Source organism: Calothrix sp. CBUCES-K 9914, assembly GCF_059640475.1.
Window position 1 is genome coordinate 1 of record NZ_JBXXZH010000465.1, and the last position, 3436, is coordinate 3436.

Annotated in this window: 3 protein-coding genes and 2 pseudogenes; 3 read left to right on the plus strand and 2 right to left on the minus strand. The window is 37.2% G+C overall.

Annotation, left to right across the window (positions count from 1 at the left end):
* Window positions 1–488, minus strand: a pseudogene (locus tag AC2JBO_RS43915) (hypothetical protein); the annotation flags it as partial.
* A gap of 144 nt (window positions 489–632) precedes the next feature.
* Here AC2JBO_RS43915 and AC2JBO_RS43920 point away from each other — a divergent pair.
* The 3 genes from AC2JBO_RS43920 (at window position 633) to AC2JBO_RS43930 (ending at window position 3055) form a co-directional block, all read left to right on the plus strand.
* On the plus strand, window positions 633–1505 hold the full coding sequence (locus AC2JBO_RS43920) for a hypothetical protein (RefSeq protein ID WP_496959909.1): 873 nt from the start codon (window positions 633–635) through the stop codon (window positions 1503–1505).
* A 4-nt stretch (window positions 1506–1509) separates the two neighbouring features.
* On the plus strand, window positions 1510–2748 hold the full coding sequence (locus AC2JBO_RS43925) for a DNA methyltransferase (RefSeq protein ID WP_496959910.1): 1239 nt from the start codon (window positions 1510–1512) through the stop codon (window positions 2746–2748).
* Between the two features lie 61 nt (window positions 2749–2809).
* Window positions 2810–3055, plus strand: a complete 246-nt coding sequence (locus AC2JBO_RS43930) for a hypothetical protein (protein WP_496959911.1) — start codon at window positions 2810–2812, stop codon at window positions 3053–3055.
* Window positions 3056–3064: 9 nt separating this feature from the next.
* Here AC2JBO_RS43930 and AC2JBO_RS43935 read toward each other — a convergent pair.
* Window positions 3065–3436, minus strand: a pseudogene (locus AC2JBO_RS43935) (molecular chaperone); the annotation flags it as partial.

Genomic DNA, 3436 nt, shown 5'->3' on the forward strand with positions numbered 1-3436 from the left:
CAGTGATTAAATGGTAGCTGTCTATACACACGGTGGTCTAAATTGGCGCCAACTTCTTCAGCGAGTCTTTTTGAAAGTTGGCGCCAATTTTCAGCTAGTTTTTCCGGAACTCGCAGCAATAACCTTTGAATTTCATTCCATAAGTCTCCATCATTTGTACTATGAAATTCATACTCCCCGATATACTGCGATAGCTCTCGGTCAGCTAGCAGTTTATCTACTATATGCTGTAGCTTTAATTCATGTTCATTTACATTTGGTTCAAACACATCTTCACTAGAATGTGTGTTTGTACTATACATTAAATCTTTAGATTCCAGAAGCAAATTTAGTTCTTCTACAAGTGCTTGGCAAGCAGTATTACCCAAATCATCATCAGTAGTTTGAAGTGCTTGTTGTAACTGACTTCGCAAACCGTGTAAACCTAAACGTAATACCCAAGCTAACTGTGATTCTTCAAGTGCTAATAATTTAGTAAGATTTTCCATACCTTATCCTGTGGGCGCCTAAAAAGCATTTAAACTTTAAAATTAAATTTAAAATTATTGATAAACTTTATTATTTACACAATTTTACCTGGTTTTAAAGTATTGTGGTTTAGTATCTAGATACTAATTTAGGAGATTAAAAGCATGATTGATGACGAGTCTGAAATGTCAGAAGATGGTGAAACTGTTTCAGTACCTCCTCCGCCTCTGCCACAAACTTTATCGGAGGATGACCGCTATTTTTTACTACTGACAACTCCTTTACGTGCCTGCTCTCAATACAAACCTAAATTTGGGCAAGGTGGAAAAGACGGGCTTACTGTTCAGCAATTTCAGGAATTATACGGCTCTGATCCATTTTACAGTTGGATAGGTCTTGATTCTCCTCTAATGTATGCGGCTCATAAAGCAGCAGGTGGAATGACTTCTATATATAGACAACTAGGCATTGGCAGTCAATGGATTCTCAACCAGGTTTTACAAGATTATCTTGGTTTATCAAAAGAAGATGCTAGCTGGAGTTACGTAGTACCAACATCAAAATCTAAACCGCGTCGTTTATCCCTAGATGGGCGAATTGATATCGATAAGTTACAAAATGTAAACATAAAGAACCGTTTTCAAGAATGGATAAATCAAGTATCTAGCCAATTATATTTACCTCAAGAAACTATTCAAAATATTAAGGGTATAGTAATTGAAGCAAGGCAAGGTTACAAAAGTAAAGATTCAAAAAGACAAAATGCTGATATTGCTAACGCTTCTAATGCTTATGCTAATTTATACATCCCTACTTTAATTCTCTTTTCTACGCAAATAGATACAGATGTTGCCCAACGGTATGTTCAAGCACAATGGCTACTTTTGACAGGAACTGTACATGGCTCAACAACTGATAGTACTTACGTTTTCTTCAGAGATATCGTTGGGTTTGACATTGGGTCTTTTTTTCAAAGAAACTCTATACGCATCAAAGACGAAATAGAAACTATTTTAAGCACACTACTTACGGCATAATTATATGAAATCCTCCAAATTTGGTTTAAGTGAACATCTTACTTATAAGGGTAATTTAAAGCAAACTCGTTATGGATGGTTGAGATTAACACCTGCATATTCTGTCCATCTTGTTTCAGATATATTAAAAAGCTATAAATATCAAAATCCAGTTGTACTTGACCCTTTTTGTGGAACTGGTACAACAGCGCTTGTTTGTGCAGAACAAGGAATAGAAAGCGATACAGTTGATATTAATCCATTTTTAGCATGGTTAGCATGTACTAAAATCAACTCGTATTCAACAGAAGATATAGTAGCTCTTGAAGAATGCTCTCACCTACTTGCTGAAAAAATGTTAATCTCTCAAACAGAAAATTCATGGGTTCCTCCTTTACATCAAATAGAAAAGTGGTGGGATGAAAAAACACTCTTCTCACTTAGTAGTATTATACAAAATATTAATTTAATTGAAAACTCAATTTCTTCTAAAACAAGTGCCTTACTCAAGCTAGCATTTTGTCGTCTCATGATTGAACGTGCAAACGTGAGTTTTGGACATCAATCTATGTCTTTTCAAAAAAGTAATGCTCCAAAATACCCATTGTTGGAAATGCTTGAACATCCAATTGTACAACAATGGAAAGAAATAATTCATACAATTAAACAATCAGCATCTTCAAAAATTATTACTCAACCGCGCGTGTTTCTTTGTGATGCTCGCAATTTAAGTCTCAAATTAGAGTTAAATCGTTACACGTGTGTTATTACATCCCCTCCTTATCCTAATCGCATGAGTTATATCCGTGAACTGCGTCCTTATATGTATTGGTTGGGTTATTTACAAAGTGGTCGAGAAGCGGGTGAGCTTGATTGGCAAGCAATTGGTGGTACTTGGGGTTGCGCTACTAGTAATGTTGCAAAATGGGCGCCAGAACATGATTTGAAAATTCCCTATGAAAATTTTTACAAAATTATTGACCAAATTGCTCAAACAAGTGATTTGCTCGCGCGTTATGTTCATAAATATTTTTACGATATTGTACTTCATAGTAAGGAGCTTTATAAGGTAGTTCAGCATGGAGGTTTTATTCATTATATTGTAGGTAATTCAAAGTTCTATGATGTAATGCTTCCTGTTGAATCTATTTTTGCCAGCATATTTCAAGATGTAGGTTTTACTAATATCAGCATTCGTATAATTCGTAAACGCACATCCAAAAAAGAACTTTTTGAGTTTTTAGTTTCAGCCCAAAAACCTTAGAATTTTTTAGCCTGCGAAGGCAGGCTTCGCTCGTATAGCCTCACCCTTATAGGGTGTGGGTATGGGCGTGGGTGTGGGTATGGGCGTGGGTGTGGGTATAGGCGTGGGTGTGGGTATGGGCGTGGGTGTGGGTATGGGCGTGGGTGTGGGTATGGGCGTGGGTGTGGGTATGGGTGTGGGTATGGATATGGGCGTGGGTATGGATATGGGCGTGGGTATGGATATGGGCGTGGGTATGGATATGGGTGTGGGTATGGATATGGGCGTGGGTATGGATATGGGCGTGGGTATAGATATGGGTGTTTGAGTATTTAATTTAATGTTCTCCAGAAAAGGGGTCGCGTTTTGCCTCTATATCATTCGGTTGAGGTTGAAGTGCGTCGCGAAATACACATCCTTCTTGAAGTAAACATTCTGGACTATTTGATGTCCAGTAAGGAATTTCAAAAGCATGAACTCTTAATATTCCCTTAGATGTTAGTGATACATAATACCGACATGGAAACTCGCTACTGACTTGCGGTTGTGGTAATTCACCAATTAATTCCCATTGTTTTGATTTTGGGTTATGGTACTGAAAGTAAAATGTGTGCTTACCACTAATCGGGAAAGGTGGTAATTCAGCTATCAGTCCAGTAAATTGTGATGTTGTATTGTCTTCATCACGGAAAATTTCAATATTATGACT